This is a genomic window from Haemophilus haemolyticus, assembly GCF_003493685.1.
Taxonomy (GTDB): domain Bacteria; phylum Pseudomonadota; class Gammaproteobacteria; order Enterobacterales; family Pasteurellaceae; genus Haemophilus; species Haemophilus haemolyticus_O.
This window is the reverse complement of record NZ_QQJW01000011.1, coordinates 47,491-64,596: the sequence shown is the minus strand read 5'-3', so window position 1 is coordinate 64,596 and position 17,106 is coordinate 47,491. Positions and strand designations below refer to the sequence as shown.

The window sequence follows — 17,106 nt, the reverse complement described above, 5'->3', positions numbered from 1 at the left end:
GAGCATTTTGAGCTATATTTAAAGGAATGTGAATGGCGTTTTAACAACAGTGAAATAAAATCTCAAATTTCCATTTTAAAACAATTAGTTAAGGGGATTTAGATCTAGTTATCTAGTACAGCCCCAATATTAATTTAGAAATGGTTAAACAAGGTATGGCATGGGCTTATAAGCAATATTCCCATGATCCGATTTATCTTCAAGCTCAAGAAAATGCACAAGCCAAAGGAATTGGTCTTTGGGCGGACAATAATCCGATTGAACCAAGTCAATGGCGCAGACAAGAGAAAAATCAATATGGCTTTTGATTATCAAACTTTCCGTCAAGAATTTCCCTATTTCCAACGTGAAGATGCGGTTGTTTATTTAGATAACGCTGCCACCGCATTGAAACCTCAAGTATTAATTGATCGCACTGCTGAATTTTATGCGTCTGCAGGTTCAGTGCACCGTAGCCAATATGATGCAGCCCAAACAGCGCAATATGAACAGGCTCGCACACAAGTTAAAGAATGGGTTAATGCTGAAGATAAACGCGCTGTTATTTGGACTTCGGGTACAACTCACACGATTAACTTAGTGGCAAATGGATTACTACCACAATTAAACGCAGAAGATGAAATTCTGATTAGCCAAGCAGATCATCATGCTAATTTTGTCACTTGGCACGAAACGGCGAGAAAGTGCGGTGCAAAAATTCGAGTTTTACCGATTTTAGATAATTGGCTAATTGATGAAAATGCGCTTATTTCAGCCCTTTCTGAAAAAACAAAACTGGTTGCGCTAAATTTTGTTTCAAATGTCACAGGCACAGAACAGCCAATTAAACGCCTGATTCAACTTATCAGAAAACATAGTCATGCCTTGATTTTAGTGGATGCAGCACAAGCAATTAGTCATATTAAAATCGATTTACAAGATTTAGATGCAGATTTCCTCGCATTTTCTGCCCATAAAATTTATGGCCCAAATGGGCTTGGCGTTTTAACAGGAAAATTGACCGCACTTTCTCAACTTCAACCGCTCTTTTTTGGCGGGAAAATGGTTGATCGTGTATCAAATGATCTTATTACTTTTGCCGAGTTGCCTTATCGTTTAGAAGCAGGCACACCCAATATTGCTGGAGTTATTGGCTTTAATGCCATACTGGATTGGCTACAAAAATGGGATTTTACCGCAGCAGAACAGCACACTATATCCTTGTCTGAATCCGTCAAAGTGCGGTTAAAATCTTACGAGAATTGCCGATTATTCAATTCCCCTCAACCAAGCACCGTTGTTTGCTTTATATTTGACGGCATTGACTGTTCCGATCTTTCAACGCTCTTAAGCGAACAAAATATTGCGCTTCGTGTAGGCGAACATTGCGCTCAACCTTATTTAGCACGCTTAGGCGAACACACCACATTACGCCTATCTTTTGCCCCTTATAATACACAGGAAGATGTAGAGGCATTTTTTACTGCCTTAGATAAAGCACTGGATTTATTACAATGATAGAACAATTAAAACAAGCTAAAAATTGGGAAGAACGCTATCGCCTGATTATTCAAGCTGGCAAAAATTTATCTCGCCCAAGCGATGATGAACTCGCTCAAATGCAACCTATTACTGGCTGCGAAGCACAAATGTGGTTTCAAATTATGCCTAAAAATGACCGCACTTTTCAATTCAACGGATTTAGCGAAGCCAGAATTATGAATGGCTTGCTTTGGATTTTATTCACTCAAATCAATGGCAAAACAGCGGATGAATTGAATAAATTTGATATTACTGTATTTTTTAGCGAACTCGGCATTTCACAACGTTTAAGCGAAACGCGTTTAAACGGCCTAAACCAAATCGGACAGCAATTAAAAAATTTATGTATTTAATCGAAACCTATTTTCGCCTAACTGCACTAGAAAATAACATTGAATCACAAAGCCGTTTACTTAATGCAGTGATCGATCAATGGCGGTATAACGGGCAAATTATCGGACGTGAAATTCCTTTATATTTGGCGGAAGAAGATGGCACACAAGGCTTTGCTATGCGTGTCATTTGCCCTGAGCAAGATAGTCTTTTCCCGCAAAATAATAACGCAGAAGTGAATAGAGCATTACAAGAAGCCGAAAAGTGCGGCCTAATTTTTGATGGTTTTCAACTTGTGGGCGATGATTTCAATTCAGATCAAACGGCAGAAAATGTCTCGCCAGCTTGGCAAGTGCTTTACACAACTCATTTACAAAGCTGCTCGCCGATTCATAGCGGAGAAAATTTCGCACCAATTTCGTTGTATAAACAGTTGAAAAATCAACCGCACTTAAGCCAAGATCTGATTAAATGGCAAGAAAATTGGCAAGCCTGTGATCAACTACAAATGAATGGTGCGGTATTAGAACAACAATCTTTGGCAGAAATTTCTGAGCATCAAAGCACACTTTCAAAACACGGACGATATTTAGCCCAAGAAATCGAAAAAGAAACGGGCATACCGACTTACTATTATTTATATCGTGTAGGTGGGCAATCTTTAGAATCTGAAAAATCCCGTTGCTGCCCCTCTTGTGGTGCAAACTGGGCGTTAAAAGACGCGATTTTTGATACCTTTCATTTTAAATGCGACACCTGTCGATTAGTTTCGAATCTATCGTGGAATTTTTTGTAATTTAAGTCGAAGCCTCAACTCTCTGTTGGAATGATAAAGTCTTATCCCCCTTCCGACGCTTCGCGCCACCTTCCCCCGCAAGCAGGGGAAGGCAAAATTATTTTTAACATATAAAGGAAAAAATAAATGAATTACCAAGACAACAGCTTAAAATCCTTAAAACTCGGTCAAAAAACGGAATATGCCTCTCAATATGACCGCACTTTATTACAGCCTGTGCCACGCGCATTAAATCGCGATGGATTGGGCATTACTCAAAACCAGCCTTTTACCATTGGTGCCGATATTTGGACGGCTTATGAAATCTCTTGGCTCAACGAAAAAGGCTTGCCACAAGTGGCTATCGCAGACATTTATCTGGATTATCAAAGCCAAAATTTGATTGAATCAAAAAGTTTTAAACTTTATTTAAATAGCTTCAACCAAAGCAAATTTGCCGACTTCAACTCCGTTCAACAAACAATGCAACGCGATTTAAGCGAATGCGCGCAAGGCGATGTAAAAGTGCGGTTAAATCCAGTGTCAGTTTACGATTCTCAAAAAATTGATCACTTACAAGGTGATTGCATTGATGAACAAGATATTGAAATTACCAGCTACGAATTTAACGCTGATTGGCTGAAAGATTGCATATCTGATGAAATTGTCGAAGAAAAATTAGTCAGCCATTTGTTGAAATCTAACTGCCTCATCACTAATCAACCAGACTGGGGTACCTTGCATATTCACTATGTTGGTAAAAAAATCGATCACGAAAAATTATTACGTTACGTTGTATCGTTCCGCCAACACAATGAATTCCACGAACAATGTGTCGAACGTATTTTTTGCGATTTAATGCACTACGCAAAACCAGAAAAACTCACTGTTTACGCACGCTATACTCGTCGTGGCGGATTAGATATCAACCCGTTCCGTTCTAATTTTGAGAATTTACCTGAAAACTTAAGATTAGCGAGACAGTAAAAGAAAAGTGCGGTGAGATTTAATAAAAATTTTCTCCGCACTTAGCTACAAATGACTTATGGATTCTTTGAAAAATGTTCAACCATTTTTTCAACCATATCAATAATTAAAGCTCTTTCTTCTTCATTAACTTTCAATAAAAGCTGAGCCAAATAGTCAGCACGATCAATTACTCTGTCACTTGATACTGAGAATAAATCAACAATTTTGCAATTAAAAATTTCAGAGTATTCAAATAATCTTGTCAATGAAGGAGTTGATACTCCCCTTTCAAACTTAGATACAGCTTCGTTTGTTATTCCTAATTTTTCAGCAATTTGCTCTTGAGTTAATCCTTGTTTTTGTCTGTATTGAGCAATTGCCTTACCCAACTGTTTTGTGAAGTGTTGTTTATTTACTGTCATTTTCTACTCACCACATGTAATTCTTAGTAGTGAACAAAAAATAAATACACAAAAACAGGAACCAATAATTCTATTATAGTAAAATATGTTGATTTTATTTTTGTTGATTTATAGAATTACACAGCTCATTCTGAGCATAATTTTAAAGCTTATGAACATTAAGTTAAGGACACTCATATGAAAAAAATATTTGCAATAGCAAGTATTGCTATCTTAATACCCTCTTTGTCTAATGCCAATTTTACAGGCTGGTATATTGGTGGTGAACTTGGTTCTAGCCAACATCAGATTTCTATTCCCTATGAAAAACTTCATAGTGGCACTCAGTATTCTGGTAATTTTGAATCACAAGGTAATAAATCCACTGGTTTAAGTATTCTAGGTGGATTTGGCTTTCAATTCGGTCAATCTAATTTTATTGGTCAAGCTGAAGCAAAGTATCGCTTTATTAGTGGCGCAAAATCTAAATTTGAAGGAGAGAATATAACGAAAGAGAAAGCAAACATTAGTATTGCCTATCTACAAGGCTATCGAATTTCAGAACGTTTTCTACCTTATGTAAAACTTAGCCTTGATGCTGGGGTATTTGATATTAATCAGGAAAATATTCCTAAAGCTAATTATGTATCCATTGAAAACTCATCTGTAATCGGTATTGGATTAGGGGCGGGTATTAAATACGCGGTAACAGATGCTATTAATGTTGGCATAGAATACCATAGAGCAGCCTTAAATGGGCAGGATAATATTAAGGTAAAAACCAGTAACATTGGATTAAATTTTAGCTATCAGTTCTAAACTAGGAGAAAAATATGAAAAAGTTACTTTCATTATTAATATTTGCTTCATTATTTTTAACTGGATGTGCGCATACTGTAATGGACACGCCAGAAAATAATATTAAAGCTAAACAATTCTCGCTTCCAGCCAAAGATCAAGCAGGTCTATATATTTACAGAGACTCTATTTTTGGTAGTGCATTGAAGAAAGATCTTTATGTGGATGATAAATATATTGGTGAATCAGCGCCAAAAGTATTTTTCTATCAAAAACTCAAACCAGGTAATCATAAAATATCTACTGAATCTGAGTTTAGCGACAATCATTTAACTCTACAAATGGATGGTGGAAAAAACTATTTTGTTCGCCAATACATAAAAATGGGGGTATTTGTTGGTGGGGCTAATTTAGAACAGGTATCAGAAGAAACGGGTAAAAAAGCTATTAAAAATCTCAATATGGCTTTATCAAAATAATATCAATACGGTTGATTAAACTAAAATCAACCGTTTTTACTACATCTGCTTCAAATCATTCGCCTGTTGCAATAGCTGACGGCTTTCTTTTAAAAATTGTTCTGAATAATCGCCAAACCAGTCACGCACCTTATGGAAAGCATCAATAAAACCTTGACGATCATTATTTTCAAAGAAAGCTAAGGCTTCGTCGTAAGTTTGTTTTAGTGTTTCAATTACTGCTAAATTTTCTGGTTTATCCATAATAATATCTGCGTAAAGCTCTGCATCTTGCGCAAATAAACGACCGATCATCGCAAGTTCTAAGCGATAAATAGGGGAAGAAAGTGCCAATAAATTAGCGAGATTAACAGGCTGTTTGGAAAGGTGTAAACCATTCGCAAAAGTTGAAAAATGGCGCAAGGCTTGTATATAAGTCATATTGTGATCGTGTTCTGTGGCATCGGTTTGATAAATTTTTGCTCCCCAAATTTGAATTTGCTCAAGTAACCATTCGTAACGTTCAGGAAAACGACCATCACAACGCACAACCACTTGTTTTGCCATACTTGCAATATCTGACCCAAACATTGGATGTAAACCTAACACCGAGCCAGAATGAACTTCAAGCATTTTCACTAGCGGTTCACGCTTAACGGAAGTTAAATCTGCAAGCAACATATTTTCCGTTAAATAAGGTTTTAGTCGCTCAATCGTTTCCAAAGTAATATTGATGGGAACGGAAACAATCACGACATCAGCATTCGTTAAAATACTTTCAGCCACCGCCCAATCTTCACGATCTAAAATAGAAATTGGATAGCCAGATGCACGTAAATAACGGGCAAATAAGCCACCTAATTTACCATAGCCACCCACGATAACAATTTTGTGAATATCAGGATTGATAGTTTTAAAGCCAAATTGGTTTTCATTGGCATAGGATTCACGCATAAAACGGCGTAGAACATCTTCAATCAGATCTGCTGAAATGCCTGCTTTTTCAGCCTCTAAACGACGCGCTTGGAGCATTGCTATTTCACGCTCTGGCGCATAAATAGGTAATCCATGTTGATGTTTAACTTTACCGACTTGAGAAACCAACTCAAGACGTTTAGCAAAAAGTTGGATAAGTTCGCGATCAAGCGAATCAATTTCAGAACGTAAATCTTTAAGGGCTTCCATAAAACCTCACCTGTAATGTTTATCTTACACATATTGTAAAAAATTAATTACAGGGAGATTACTAGAATTTTATAAGAAAGGCAATTAAGTTATGCGGATTGTGTGATTAACCGTTGTGGGCGAATTATATTTCCATCAATTAAGGCTACACCTAAGAATAAATTCTCCACTGAAAATAACCGCACTTGACCGCTTAATTGCTGTTCGTTAGCAAATTTCACTCGCTGACCAAAACCAATGGCTTTACTCTGCTCTGCATCTAAATGCAAAGCGGGCAATTTACTTACAGCAGTATCAGTTGGCAGTAATAGACGATCCAATTCACTTAACGGAAAACTTTCAGCGAGCAATTGTAACTCATCGATTAGCATCATTTCTGCTATGGGGTAATCCGCTACGGCTGTACGGCGTAACATTGTCACATGTGCACCACAACCTAGCACTTCACCCAAATCATCTACTAAGGTGCGAATATAAGTGCCTTTTGAACAATGCACTTCTAAGGTTAAAAAAGGCGCGTTATAGTCAATAAAATTGAGTTCAAAAATCGTAATTGGACGAGCCTCACGCTCAACCGTAATACCTTGTCGCGCATATTCATAAAGCGGTTTACCGTTATGTTTTAGTGCGGAAAACATTGTCGGCACTTGTAAAATATCGCCATGAAATTGTTCAAGTGCGGTCAAAATTTGCTGAGTTTCAACATGAACTTCACGAGTTTCCACCACTTGCCCTTCCGCATCGGAAGTATCAGTACGTTCTCCTAATTTTGCCGTAACAAGATAACGCTTATCTGCATCAAGCAAAAATTGTGAAAACTTAGTTGCCTCGCCCAGACAAATCGGCAACATCCCCGTTGCCAACGGATCGAGCGCGCCAGTATGCCCCGCTTTGTTCGCTTGAAATAAACGCTTTACCTTTTGCATAATATCATTTGATGACATGCCTTGTGGTTTATCCAACAAAAACACACCATCAACATCACGCCAGCGTTTACGAGGTCTAGACATTAGTTGCTTTCCTCAACGTGTTTTTTCTCATCTTCACGCACAACATTTGTCACAAGATTTGACATACGCATCCCTTCCACTAAGGATTGATCGTAAATAAAGCGAATCTCTGGCACGATACGTAAACGCATCGCTTTGCCTAGTAATGAACGAATATAAGGCGATGCCTTTTCTAAGCCTTTCATACCTTGCTCAATTGCCGTTTCATCATGATCAAATAAAAAAGTCACGAAGATTTTTGCGTAAGATAAATCGCTCGACACTTCCACATCAGAAACCGTCACCATCCCAATACGGGGATCTTTCACTTCGCGTTGTAAAATGACTGCTATTTCTTTTTGTATTTCTTGAGCGACGCGATCGCTACGTTTAAATTCTCTTGCCATAGTTATTCCTTATTTATAAAAGCGCCTCATTCTACTGGAAATCATTGAATTTAGCACGCAAAAATCCCTTTCAACCTGGTACTGTTTTTAGACAAATTAAATATATTCTTTTATCTAAAAATAAGGTTATTTAAGAGTGTTGATAAGAAAAGGGCGATTAAAAACACTATGATTTTTAACCGCCCTTTATTTTGTTAAAGATTAGATTGAACGTTTAACTTCAACCACTTCAAACACCTCGATTTGGTCGCCGACTTTTACATCGTTGTAGTTTTTCACGCCGATACCACATTCCATACCGTTACGAACTTCAGATACATCATCTTTGAAACGGCGAAGAGATTCTAATTCCCCTTCAAAGATAACGACGTTGTCACGTAATACACGGATTGGATTGTTACGTTTCACTACACCTTCGGTTACCATACAACCTGCGATTGCACCAAATTTCGGATGACGGAATACATCACGAACTTCAGCTAAGCCAATAATTTCTTGTTTAAATTCAGGCTCTAACATACCGCTCATTGCTGCTTTAATTTCATTCAACAATTCATAGATGATTGAGTAATAACGTAAATCAATGTTTTCCGCTTCAATGACACGACGTGCAGATGCATCAGCACGAACGTTAAAGCCGACAATAATAGCATTAGATGCTGCAGCTAAAGTTGCATCAGTTTCAGTAATACCACCTACACCTGAACCAACAACTTTAACTTTTACTTCATTGGTAGAAAGTTCATTTAACGCTTGAACAATCGCTTCTACAGAGCCTTGTACGTCTGCTTTCACAATAACGTTCAATTCAGCCACATCGCCTTCAGACATATTGCTAAACATATTTTCAAGTTTCGCTTTTTGCTGACGAGCTAATTTCACTTCACGGAATTTACCTTGACGATATAACGCAACTTCACGTGCTTTTTTCTCATCACGTACAACGGTTGCTTCATCACCCGCTGCAGGCACGCCTGAAAGACCTAATAATTCAACTGGAATTGAAGGACCTGCTTCATCAACTTCTTTCCCGTTTTCATCACGCATTGCACGTACACGGCCATATTCAAAACCACAAAGTACGATGTCACCTTTACGTAGTGTACCTGATTGAACCAAGATAGTTGCCACAGGACCACGACCTTTATCCAAGTAAGATTCAATGACTACACCACTTGCCATGCCGTCTTTTACAGCGGTCAATTCAAGCACTTCTGATTGAAGTAAGATTGCATCTAATAACTCATCAACCCCTGTACCTTTCTTCGCAGATACTGGAACGAATTGAACATCACCACCGAATTTTTCAGAAATGACATCATGTTGTAATAATTCTTGCTCAACACGGTCTGGATTTGCTTCTGGTTTATCGATTTTATTTACTGCAACTACTAAAGGTGCACCCGCTGCTTTTGCGTGTTGAATCGCTTCGATAGTTTGAGGCATCACACCATCATCGGCAGCAACAACAAGAACAACGATATCTGTAGCTTTTGCACCACGTGCACGCATAGAAGTAAACGCTGCGTGTCCTGGAGTATCTAAGAAGGTGATCATTTTGCCATCATCCATTTCTACGTGATAGGCACCGATATGTTGGGTAATTCCACCCGCTTCACCTGCTGCAACTTTCGCTTTACGAATATAGTCAAGTAAAGAGGTTTTACCATGGTCAACGTGACCCATGATGGTTACAACTGGTGCACGCGTTACTTTTTCTGCGTTTACATCGCGATCGCCTAATACCGCTTCTTCAAGCTCATTTTCATTGCGAAGAATCACTTTATGACCAAGTTCTTCTGCCACTAATTGAGCGGTTTCTTGGTCAATAACTTGGTTAATAGTAACCATTTCGCCCATCTTCATCATCGTTTTGATGATTTCAGTCGCTTTTACAGCCATCTTGTTCGCTAATTCAGCAACGGTAATAGTTTCACCAATGACAACATCCGCTTTCACAACTTGAACTGGTTTAGTAAAGGCTTGTTGAAGTGCGGCACCTTTTTTGCCGTTTTTACCTTTACCAAATTTAGCGTCTTTTTGATTTTTACGATTAGATTCGCGCTCGTTTTTCGAGTTTTTGCTATTTTCATCGTCGCGACCGCCCTTTTTAGCTTTCGCTACTTTATTTTTGCCACGGCCACGATTTTCGTTACGACGATCTTCTTCATCTTCAGCTTCAAGTGCATATCTTGAACTTAAGTTGTAATCAGAATAGTCTTCTGAAGAAGAGTCATTTTCTGAATCATCTGCTTCAGCATAACGTTTCGCTTCTTCTGCTGCACGGCGAGCTTGTTCTTCTGCTTTTTGACGAGCTAATTCTTCAGCTTTACGACGAAGTTCTGCTTCTTCTGCTTTGCGTTTCTCTTTTTCAGGATCAACAGATTTTGCTTTAGAATCTACCGCACTTTTTGCCGGCTTAGCTGTTTCTACTTTCGCTTTTTCAGCTTTTGCTTTTTCATCAGCTTCTTTCTTCGCTGCTACTTTTTCAGCTTCTAAACGAGCTTTTTCTTCTGCTGCTTTTTGCTCAGCAATTTTTTTCGCTTCCGCTTCTTGCTGTGCTTTTAATTTTGCTTCTTCTTGTTGAGCAATATCAGTTTTTACTGTGCGTTTTTTACGTACTTCTACTTGTACTTCTTTGCTTTTACCGCCAGTTGTGGTGCTGCTCACTGTTGTTTTTGTTCTGCGTTGAATGCTTAATTTCTTTGGCGCATCAGCCTTAACATCTTCAGTCATTACTACTCTCCTTATTCTTCGCCAAACCAACAGATATTACGTGCAGCCATAATTAAATCTGCTGCTTGTTCTGCTGTTAATTCTTCAATATCTGCTAAATCATCTACACCCTGTTCGGCGAGTTCTTCGAGAGTAGTAATTTGTTTTTCAGCTAATTTGAATGCCACATGGCGATTCATGCCATCTAAATTCAATAAGCGATCTTCAATATTCGCTTTTTTCAATGCTTCTTCTTCAGCAACCGCTGCGGCGGTAATCGCATTTTTAGCACGAGTTTGAAGTTCTTCGACAAGATCTTCATCTTCTAAACCATCAATTGCTGTCAATTCATTCATTGGCACATAAGCAATTTCTTCTAAACTTGTGAAGCCTTCTTCTACAAGGATTTGAGCAAATTCTTCATCAAGTTCTAATGCGTTCATAAATAAGTTTAAAACTTTGTTATCTTCTGCTTGATGTTTTGCATTTAAGTCATCAGTAGTCATCACGTTTAGTGTCCAACCCGTTAATTGTGTTGCTAAACGTACGTTTTGACCATTACGACCAATTGCTTGCGCAAGGTTAGCGGCTTCAACGGCAATATCCATAGAATGATTATCTTCATCAACGATGATAGAAGACACATCAGCTGGTGCCATTGCATTGATCACGAATTGTGCCGGATTATCATCCCAAAGCACGATATCTACGCGCTCACCACCAAGTTCATTGGTAATGGCTTGAACACGCGCACCACGCATACCCACACAAGCACCAACTGGGTCAATACGTTTATCGTTTGATTTCACTGCAATTTTAGCGCGAGAACCAGGATCACGAGCTGCACCACGAATTTCAATCATTTCCTCACCAATTTCAGGCACTTCAATACGGAATAATTCGATCAACATTTCTGGTTTAGAACGTGTCACAAATAATTGTGCAGTTTTGCCTTCAGGATTTACTTTATAAAGCACACCACGCACACGGTCACCTGGACGGAAATTTTCACGTGGCAACATGTCTTCACGAGCAATCATCGCTTCTGCTTTATTGCCAAGATCTAAGATGATGCTGTCACGACTTACTTTTTTCACAGTACCGGTGACAATTTTGCCTTCTTCAGCACGGAACTGTTCTACAACTTTTGCACGCTCAGCTTCACGGATTTTGGTGCTGATTACTTGGCGTACAGTTTGCATTGCAATACGGTCAAATGCGATAGATTCGATTTGATCTTCTACATAATCGCCTAGTTGAAGATTTGGGTCTTCAAATTGGGCCGCTTCTAAAGTAATTTCTTTCGTTGGCACTTTGACTTCATCAACGATTAACCAACGACGGAAAGTATCAAAATCCCCTGTTTTTGGGTTGATTGATACTCGAATATCTGTTTCGTATTCATATTTTTTCTTGGTAGAAAGCGCAATTGCACTTTCTAACGCTTCAAAAATTTTCTCACGTGGTAATAACTTTTCGTTGGATACGGCTTCTGCCGCCAGTAAAATCTCTTTACTCATTTTTTCTTTTGCTCCTTTTAAAATTTTGCAACAACATTCGCTTTTTGAATGTTACCAAAGACTAAAACTTGTTCCTGTCCATCAACAATTAAAATAACCATATCGTTTTCAATACGCGCTAACTTACCTTGCCATTTACGGCGTTCCATCACTGGAATTCGCAAATGCACTGCGACATCTTGTCCAATATAGCGTTCAAATTGCGGCAAGGTAAATAGCGGACGATCTAAACCTGGTGACGATACTTCTAGATTGTATTTATCCGCAATCGGATCTTCCACGTCTAAAATTGCGCTCACTTGACGACTTACATCAGCACAATCGTCGACAGTCACGCCACCTTCTTTATCAATAAATAAACGCACCGTCATAAAACGGCCTGCGCGTTGACATTCAATGCCCCAAAGTTCACAGCCTAAATCCTCTACTGCGCCTTGTAGCATTTCTTGTAAATTTTGTTCTAATGTAGCCAATTTCTACTCCTATACTGTAGTGTCAGTTTTTAGCCCAAATAACTTCTTTTGATTAATCTAAAAACTTCTACAAAAAATTTTAGGCATAAAAAAAGGGTTAGGTTCACAGGAACCTAAGCCCAGTTTTTATTAAATTTCTTATAGAAAAAAACCCCAAAACTGGGGTTCTTTTACTGAACTTATTATTGGTTGCGGGGGCCGGATTTGAACCGACGGCCTTCGGGTTATGAGCCCGACGAGCTACCAAGCTGCTCCACCCCGCGTCCGAAATATGGGGTGCATTATAGTGATAAAAATTTAAAATGCAAGAAGTTTTACTAAGTTCCTTAAAAACTTTGCTAAAACTTACCGCACTTTTCATCATCACTAGAATCGAATACCAGAGCCAATCCCTAGTCCTAACCCAACGCCGTTACTTCCGCCACCAGCGCTAACACCACCACCTACAGCACAAGCAGCTAATATGCTTGATAATACAATAATAAAAAGTGTTTTCTTCATCATTTTTCCTTTATTAATAAAATTTCAAATAAGCGATAAACTGCAATTAAATCTGTCTTTGCAATAGGTTTAAAAGGTAACAAAAGATAGTAAATCCAGCGAAAACGCTGCAAATATATAATCATATTATGCCAATTTTCTGCCTTACAATTTGCTTGATAATACAAGGCAACTTTTTGAATAAAATCGTCTGAAATATCTTCTTCTCGACATAAACTATCAAAGAAAAACAACATATCTCGAACGATTAACCAATTTCGATTTTGACTACTTGAACGAGATTCAAAATCAAGAAAAGTAACCTTTCCCTTATCCCAAGTGATATCTCTAATAGCAGGACGACCATGCACCAAATTTTTAGCATGTAAATTAATCAAAGCAAAACAAACGTCATAAATAATCGAAAATTTTTGCTGATTATCGATATCCTTATTACATAGCCATTGCGATGAAGTGATTCCCGCATCTTCTAAAACAAAAAAATCCTCATCATGATAAGAGACTATTGGAACAGGTGCATTTTTTTCAGTAAGATTCAATAAAGTTTGTAATTCATTTTTGAAAGATTGCTTAGGTCTAGGTTTTAATAATAGCCAAATTCCTTTCAATTTTTCAGGTTGCTTCAACCAAAATTTCTTGCCTTCATATTGAAAAGGATAAATTCTTTCATCACGATGTGCTATGACTAATTGATTAACATATTCTTTAAATTCAGGGCTCATTACGACATCACTCCATGGCTATTTGTGGTATATTTGTCCACCATTTTTCTTTTGCTTTTAATTTAACTAAAAATTAGATATGAAAAAAATTAAATTATTATTTCTTACGTTAACATCTATTTTAGCAGTATCCCCTAATATATCGGCCTCACCTTTTTCAATAACTGAATCTCAAATTAATCAATATCTACAAGAGAAAGGAGCTATTGCGGATAAATTTGGCTTACCAGGATTGTTTTTCTTGATTATCAAGTAAAAAATTTGAGTACCAAAATTGGACAAACTAATGATAAACGCATAGAAATGAGCGGTACTTTAGAAGGTTTATTTCAATTTGGCAATAAAAAATTGCCCGGGAAATTAAATCTGACCTTCGATACAATTCCTTATTATAATCCTGAAGAAGGTGCGGTTTATTTAAAGAAAATGCGTATTTTACGTTGGTCAGAAGAACCACAGCAATATATGCAACAAATGCAAACAATCATGCCTTTTTTAAATGAGAATGTCGCTAAATTACTGGAACATATTCCTGTTTATACATTAGATAAAAACAATATGCGTGATGTGCTTATAAAAAAATTTGCTAAAGAAATCCGTATAGAAAAAGGACAACTTTCCTTAGACACTAGCATGTTCCAATGACATTTATATGATGTAATTGAACGTTGCTTATTGATAGAAGGATAAAAAGAATAGAAGGATAAAAAGAGCGGTGAAAATCTAAGAAAAATTTTCACCGCTCTTTTGTATGAATTAATAAAGAAAAATTAAAATGCTGAGGTATCTTGAAATAGTCCCACTTTTAAATCTGTTGCTGTATAAATAACGCGACCATCTACTTCAACTTCACCATCAGCCATTCCCATCACTAGTTTACGATTAATAACTCGTTTCATATGGATTCGGTACACTACTTTTTTAGCCGTCGGCAAAATTTGCCCTGTAAATTTTACTTCACCAACGCCTAATGCTCTGCCTTTTCCTTTGCCACCAATCCAGCCTAAATAAAACCCAACAAGCTGCCACATAGCATCTAATCCTAAACAACCAGGCATCACTGGATCGCCAATGAAATGACAACCAAAAAATGGCAATTCAGGCTTAATATCAAGTTCGGCTTCAATATACCCTTTACTAAAAGCACCTGTTTCCTCATTCATTTCAATAATGCGATCCATCATCAGCATAGTTGGAGCAGGTAATTGAGGCCCTTCTTTGCCGAATAATTCGCCGCGACCTGACGCGAGCAAATCATCATAAGAATAGCTACTTTTTTTATTAGGTGTACAAGTGTTTTGCATTTTAAGTTCCTTTACATATGATAAATTCAGTTTAAAACTGATATAAAACATTCTAAAGAGAACATAGCAAAGTGTAAATAGCTAACACTTGTTCGCAAAACTTGTCGGAGCAGTCACTTTGATAGATTATAGAAGAAATAAAAGCGAACAAATGTTCGCTTTTATCTATTAAGGGCGGAAAAAATTCCAAAAACCTTTTCTTTCTGAATCAGCTCTCCCCTCAATTCGGCGTTGAATAAGACGAGATAAAGGCTCATTTTTTTCTGTATAATCTTTGTTTTCATCTAACAAATCACGCTCAAATAACAATTCACAAGCCTGATAAATATCTTCCACAGGATAAATAAAAAACTCGCCATTTTTTACCGCACTTTTCACTTCATCAGACAAACTCAGTTGCTGAATGGTCGTCATTGGAATAATTACACCTTGTTTTCCAGTCAAACCACGACGTTGGCAGATAGTAAAAAAGCCTTCAATCTTATCATTTACCCCACCAACAGAATGAACAAGTCCGAATTGATCAATCGATCCTGTAATTGCGATATTTTGAGGCAAAGGCAAATCCGCCAAAGCACTTGCTAGCACACAGAAAATCGCCAAAGATGCACTATCACCATCAATTTCACCATAAGACTGTTCAAACACTAATGATGCAGAAAATGGCAATTGCGATGGTAAATCTAATATATTGGAAAGGCAAGCTTGCGCAATCATCATGCCTTTACCGTGAATATTTCCCGCTAATTCATTTTTTCTTTCAACGTCGATCACTTCCCCTTCACCGAATTGTACAATACAACTAATACGCGAAGGTTCGCCGAAACATACGGGTGTACCAGGATATTCAATCACCGAAAGCCCATTAATTTGCCCAACAATTTCCCCTTGAGTTTCTACATAAACTTGCTCATTTAAAATATCGGCATAAGTTTGTTCTTTTAGGAAACCATATTGCGCCAATTTTTGTTGAAAAATATCCTCAAAATCCTCCGCACTTAATGCAGTTTTTTCAGCAAAAGTTGAAACATCTTGTAATATTTCTTTCAATTTTAGAGGAGATGCATTAATTAAAAAACGATCTTCACTTTCACGAACTAATAATTGATAGAGTTTATTTAACGCCGAAAAATCTAGCTCAATATTTTGCTCTTGAGCCATTTGTTGTACATAACCCGCCCAAGTTTTTTGTTCCTCCACTTCAGCCACAGAAACATAACTTTCAATTTCAGCATAATCGGCGAAAGAATAAAGGTTTTCTTCTAACTCAGCCAAAGTGGCTAATTCGGTACGATTACCAAGTACAATCACTTTTAAGTTCAGTGCATAGCCTGGTATATCACAAGGTAAATTTTTAAATGGATGGGCTGAATACCAATCAAAAGTTTGGGTTTGCAGAATTTGTTTTAATCGCCCCCATAAGTCAAATTGAGATAACAATGTTGCCGCACTTAAAATCAAAACTCCGCCATTAGCTTTATGCACTAATCCTGGCACTAATTGAATATCTTGTGAACTTGGATGAATCCGAAAACTACCAAAAAGCTGGAATTGATCGCAATACAATGCGCTTAACGCCTCACCTTGACTGGCAAAATTATCATCTAAAGATTTTGCTGGCTCAGTATAAACATGAGGAAAAGAAAAAGAGTCGCCCTGCTCTATCACATAATTTACACCGAAAATTGACCGCACTTTATGATGGTTTTTCGATATAAAATTTTGTAATAATTCCGCATATTCAACCGCCTCACCTACTTTCATCATCAATAAGGAACGCGTTGGATGGCGTAAAAATAAATCGATAGCCTGCGTGGCATTCGGTTGTAATGCCCAAAAATCCACTGGTTCTAAAGGAAAATCTTGAATTGCCAAATCAGGTTGCAATGCCTGCCAATTTAAAGATTGCTCAATAGCTTGTTGTTGAGAAAATAATGAACTCACGGCTAGTCTCTTTCTAGAAAAATTGACCACATTATCGCATATTTAATAGCCTTGTGAAAATCCACTAGAAAATCGGCATAAAAACACGTAT

At 37.6% G+C, this 17,106-nt stretch carries 17 protein-coding genes, 1 tRNA gene and 3 pseudogenes; 9 read left to right on the top strand and 12 right to left on the bottom strand.

The window, feature by feature from the left end; all coding sequences use genetic code 11:
• The 6 genes and pseudogenes from DV434_RS08655 to queF all read left to right on the top strand — a co-directional run.
• Positions 1 to 102, top strand: a pseudogene (locus tag DV434_RS08655) (IS1595 family transposase); the annotation flags it as partial.
• Positions 103 to 125: 23 nt separating this feature from the next.
• Positions 126 to 308, top strand: a pseudogene (locus DV434_RS08650) (thermonuclease family protein); the annotation flags it as partial.
• Positions 298 to 1,497 (top strand): cysteine desulfurase, encoded by a 1,200-nt coding sequence (locus DV434_RS08645; RefSeq protein WP_118811586.1) that lies wholly within the window; start codon positions 298 to 300, stop codon positions 1,495 to 1,497. The pseudogene DV434_RS08650 and the gene DV434_RS08645, both read left to right, overlap by 11 nt.
• Positions 1,494 to 1,874, top strand: coding sequence for a SufE family protein (locus DV434_RS08640; protein ID WP_118785772.1), 381 nt, complete (start codon positions 1,494 to 1,496; stop codon positions 1,872 to 1,874). The genes DV434_RS08645 and DV434_RS08640 overlap by 4 nt, the downstream gene beginning before the upstream one ends.
• Positions 1,865 to 2,650 carry a Zn-ribbon-containing protein gene (locus DV434_RS08635; RefSeq protein ID WP_118785771.1) on the top strand — a complete coding sequence of 262 codons (786 nt, stop codon included), beginning with the start codon at positions 1,865 to 1,867 and terminating at the stop codon, positions 2,648 to 2,650. Before DV434_RS08640 ends, DV434_RS08635 begins: the two co-directional genes overlap by 10 nt.
• Before the next feature lie 126 nt (positions 2,651 to 2,776).
• On the top strand, positions 2,777 to 3,616 hold the full coding sequence (gene queF / locus DV434_RS08630) for an NADPH-dependent 7-cyano-7-deazaguanine reductase QueF (RefSeq protein WP_118785770.1): 840 nt from the start codon (positions 2,777 to 2,779) through the stop codon (positions 3,614 to 3,616).
• A 56-nt stretch (positions 3,617 to 3,672) separates the two neighbouring features.
• Here the strand turns inward: queF and DV434_RS08625 are convergent, their stop codons facing one another.
• Positions 3,673 to 4,020: a helix-turn-helix domain-containing protein gene (locus DV434_RS08625; RefSeq protein WP_118785769.1), complete on the bottom strand. Its 348-nt coding sequence runs from the start codon at positions 4,018 to 4,020 to the stop codon at positions 3,673 to 3,675.
• 177 nt (positions 4,021 to 4,197) lie between these two features.
• On the opposite strand from DV434_RS08625, the gene DV434_RS08620 reads away from it, so the two are divergent.
• Positions 4,198 to 4,818 carry a porin family protein gene (locus DV434_RS08620; RefSeq protein ID WP_118785768.1) on the top strand — a complete coding sequence of 207 codons (621 nt, stop codon included), beginning with the start codon at positions 4,198 to 4,200 and terminating at the stop codon, positions 4,816 to 4,818.
• 14 nt (positions 4,819 to 4,832) lie between these two features.
• The gene (locus DV434_RS08615; protein ID WP_118785767.1) at positions 4,833 to 5,276 is read left to right on the top strand and encodes a DUF2846 domain-containing protein; all 444 of its coding nucleotides are present in this window, start codon (positions 4,833 to 4,835) and stop codon (positions 5,274 to 5,276) included.
• Positions 5,277 to 5,315: 39 nt separating this feature from the next.
• Here the strand turns inward: DV434_RS08615 and tyrA are convergent, their stop codons facing one another.
• The 9 genes from tyrA to DV434_RS08570 form a co-directional block, all read right to left on the bottom strand.
• The gene (gene tyrA / locus DV434_RS08610) at positions 5,316 to 6,440 is read right to left on the bottom strand and encodes a bifunctional chorismate mutase/prephenate dehydrogenase (protein WP_118785766.1); all 1,125 of its coding nucleotides are present in this window, start codon (positions 6,438 to 6,440) and stop codon (positions 5,316 to 5,318) included.
• Between the two features lie 89 nt (positions 6,441 to 6,529).
• Positions 6,530 to 7,450 (bottom strand): tRNA pseudouridine(55) synthase TruB, encoded by a 921-nt coding sequence (truB, locus tag DV434_RS08605; RefSeq protein ID WP_118785765.1) that lies wholly within the window; start codon positions 7,448 to 7,450, stop codon positions 6,530 to 6,532.
• Positions 7,450 to 7,836, bottom strand: a complete 387-nt coding sequence (gene rbfA, locus DV434_RS08600; RefSeq protein WP_005628626.1) for a 30S ribosome-binding factor RbfA — start codon at positions 7,834 to 7,836, stop codon at positions 7,450 to 7,452. Before rbfA ends, truB begins: the two co-directional genes overlap by 1 nt.
• A 201-nt stretch (positions 7,837 to 8,037) precedes the next feature.
• Entirely contained in the window at positions 8,038 to 10,572 is a 2,535-nt protein-coding gene (infB, locus tag DV434_RS08595; RefSeq protein WP_118785764.1) for a translation initiation factor IF-2, read from the bottom strand.
• 11 nt (positions 10,573 to 10,583) lie between these two features.
• Positions 10,584 to 12,071 (bottom strand): transcription termination factor NusA, encoded by a 1,488-nt coding sequence (gene nusA, locus DV434_RS08590; protein WP_005645077.1) that lies wholly within the window; start codon positions 12,069 to 12,071, stop codon positions 10,584 to 10,586.
• Between the two features lie 17 nt (positions 12,072 to 12,088).
• Complete coding sequence (rimP, locus tag DV434_RS08585; protein ID WP_118785763.1) at positions 12,089 to 12,544, bottom strand: ribosome maturation factor RimP; 456 nt, start codon at positions 12,542 to 12,544, stop codon at positions 12,089 to 12,091.
• 186 nt (positions 12,545 to 12,730) lie between these two features.
• Positions 12,731 to 12,807: transfer RNA gene (locus DV434_RS08580), tRNA-Met, on the bottom strand.
• Positions 12,808 to 12,910: 103 nt separating this feature from the next.
• Positions 12,911 to 13,045, bottom strand: a complete 135-nt coding sequence (locus DV434_RS11080; protein ID WP_005628603.1) for a hypothetical protein — start codon at positions 13,043 to 13,045, stop codon at positions 12,911 to 12,913.
• A complete protein-coding gene (locus DV434_RS08570; RefSeq protein WP_118785762.1) occupies positions 13,045 to 13,767 on the bottom strand; it encodes a BUD32 family EKC/KEOPS complex subunit in 723 nt (240 codons plus the stop codon). The genes DV434_RS11080 and DV434_RS08570 overlap by 1 nt, the downstream gene beginning before the upstream one ends.
• Positions 13,768 to 13,846: 79 nt before the next feature.
• On the opposite strand from DV434_RS08570, the pseudogene DV434_RS08565 reads away from it, so the two are divergent.
• A pseudogene (locus DV434_RS08565) lies at positions 13,847 to 14,412 on the top strand (YceB family lipoprotein).
• A gap of 125 nt (positions 14,413 to 14,537) precedes the next feature.
• On the opposite strand, the gene fabA reads toward DV434_RS08565, so the two are convergent.
• Together fabA and DV434_RS08555 are read right to left on the bottom strand one after the other, a co-directional pair.
• Positions 14,538 to 15,071 carry a bifunctional 3-hydroxydecanoyl-ACP dehydratase/trans-2-decenoyl-ACP isomerase gene (gene fabA / locus DV434_RS08560; RefSeq protein ID WP_005631615.1) on the bottom strand — a complete coding sequence of 178 codons (534 nt, stop codon included), beginning with the start codon at positions 15,069 to 15,071 and terminating at the stop codon, positions 14,538 to 14,540.
• Positions 15,072 to 15,239: 168 nt separating this feature from the next.
• The gene (locus DV434_RS08555) at positions 15,240 to 17,015 is read right to left on the bottom strand and encodes an AAA family ATPase (RefSeq protein ID WP_192881503.1); all 1,776 of its coding nucleotides are present in this window, start codon (positions 17,013 to 17,015) and stop codon (positions 15,240 to 15,242) included.
• Positions 17,016 to 17,106: the final 91 nt, after the last annotated feature.

Coding starts and splice junctions, on each gene's coding strand:
- DV434_RS08645 (WP_118811586.1), top strand. CDS start 298: ATGGCTTTTGATTATCAAACTTTCCGTCAAGAATTTCCCTATTTCCAA.
- DV434_RS08640 (WP_118785772.1), top strand. CDS start 1,494: ATGATAGAACAATTAAAACAAGCTAAAAATTGGGAAGAACGCTATCGC.
- DV434_RS08635 (WP_118785771.1), top strand. CDS start 1,865: ATGTATTTAATCGAAACCTATTTTCGCCTAACTGCACTAGAAAATAAC.
- queF (WP_118785770.1), top strand. CDS start 2,777: ATGAATTACCAAGACAACAGCTTAAAATCCTTAAAACTCGGTCAAAAA.
- DV434_RS08625 (WP_118785769.1), bottom strand. CDS start 4,020: ATGACAGTAAATAAACAACACTTCACAAAACAGTTGGGTAAGGCAATT.
- DV434_RS08620 (WP_118785768.1), top strand. CDS start 4,198: ATGAAAAAAATATTTGCAATAGCAAGTATTGCTATCTTAATACCCTCT.
- DV434_RS08615 (WP_118785767.1), top strand. CDS start 4,833: ATGAAAAAGTTACTTTCATTATTAATATTTGCTTCATTATTTTTAACT.
- tyrA (WP_118785766.1), bottom strand. CDS start 6,440: ATGGAAGCCCTTAAAGATTTACGTTCTGAAATTGATTCGCTTGATCGC.
- truB (WP_118785765.1), bottom strand. CDS start 7,450: ATGTCTAGACCTCGTAAACGCTGGCGTGATGTTGATGGTGTGTTTTTG.
- rbfA (WP_005628626.1), bottom strand. CDS start 7,836: ATGGCAAGAGAATTTAAACGTAGCGATCGCGTCGCTCAAGAAATACAA.
- infB (WP_118785764.1), bottom strand. CDS start 10,572: ATGACTGAAGATGTTAAGGCTGATGCGCCAAAGAAATTAAGCATTCAA.
- nusA (WP_005645077.1), bottom strand. CDS start 12,071: ATGAGTAAAGAGATTTTACTGGCGGCAGAAGCCGTATCCAACGAAAAG.
- DV434_RS11080 (WP_005628603.1), bottom strand. CDS start 13,045: ATGAAGAAAACACTTTTTATTATTGTATTATCAAGCATATTAGCTGCT.
- DV434_RS08570 (WP_118785762.1), bottom strand. CDS start 13,767: ATGAGCCCTGAATTTAAAGAATATGTTAATCAATTAGTCATAGCACAT.
- fabA (WP_005631615.1), bottom strand. CDS start 15,071: ATGCAAAACACTTGTACACCTAATAAAAAAAGTAGCTATTCTTATGAT.